1 protein-coding gene is annotated in these 863 nt (G+C 70.3%); it reads right to left on the minus strand.

The features are described from left to right. On the minus strand, window positions 1-863 hold an 863-nt coding region (locus tag C4B30_RS35000), incomplete at both ends, for an acetyl-CoA C-acetyltransferase (protein ID WP_158683595.1).

Genomic DNA, 863 nt, shown 5'->3' on the forward strand with positions numbered 1-863 from the left:
CCGATCGGGTGGCCGATCGCGATCGCCCCGCCGTTCACGTTCACCTTCGACGTGTCCCAGCCCATCTGCTTGTGCACCGCCAGCGCCTGCGCCGCGAACGCTTCGTTGATTTCCATCAGGTCCAGGTCGCCCGGCGTCCAGCCCGCGCGCTCCAGTGCACGGCGCGACGCCGGCACCGGGCCCATGCCCATCACGCTGGGGTCCACGCCCGCGTTCGCGTATGCCTTGATCCGCGCGAGCGGCGTCAGGCCCAGCGCCGCCGCCTTCTGCGCCGACATCACCAGCACCGCCGCCGCGCCGTCGTTCAGCCCCGACGCGTTCGCCGCCGTCACCGAGCCGTCCTTCGAGAACGCCGGCTTCAGCCCCGCCAGCGACTCCGCCGTCACGCCGTGACGCACGAACTCGTCGGTCGCGAACTGCAGCGGCTCGCCCTTGCGTTGCGGGATCGATACCGGCACGATCTCGTCGGCGAAGCGCCCGGCCTTCTGCGCGGCTTCCGCCTTGTTCTGCGACAGCGCCGCGAACGCGTCCTGCTCTTCGCGCGTAATCCCGTATTCCTTCGCGACGTTCTCCGCCGTGATGCCCATGTGGTACTGGTTGTACACGTCCCACAGCCCGTCGACGATCATCGTGTCGACCAGCTTCGCGTCGCCCATCCGGAACCCGTCGCGCGAGCCCGGCAGCACGTGCGGCGACGCGCTCATGTTCTCCTGGCCGCCCGCGATCACGATGTCCGCGTCGCCCGCGACGATCGCGTTCGCCGCCAGCATCACGGCCTTCAGGCCCGAGCCGCACACCTTGTTGATCGTCATCCCCGGCACCGCGCTCGGCAGCCCCGCCTTGATCAGCGACTGCCGCGCCGG

This window comes from Burkholderia sp. BE12, assembly GCF_002959955.1.
In the GTDB taxonomy this organism is placed as follows: domain Bacteria; phylum Pseudomonadota; class Gammaproteobacteria; order Burkholderiales; family Burkholderiaceae; genus Burkholderia.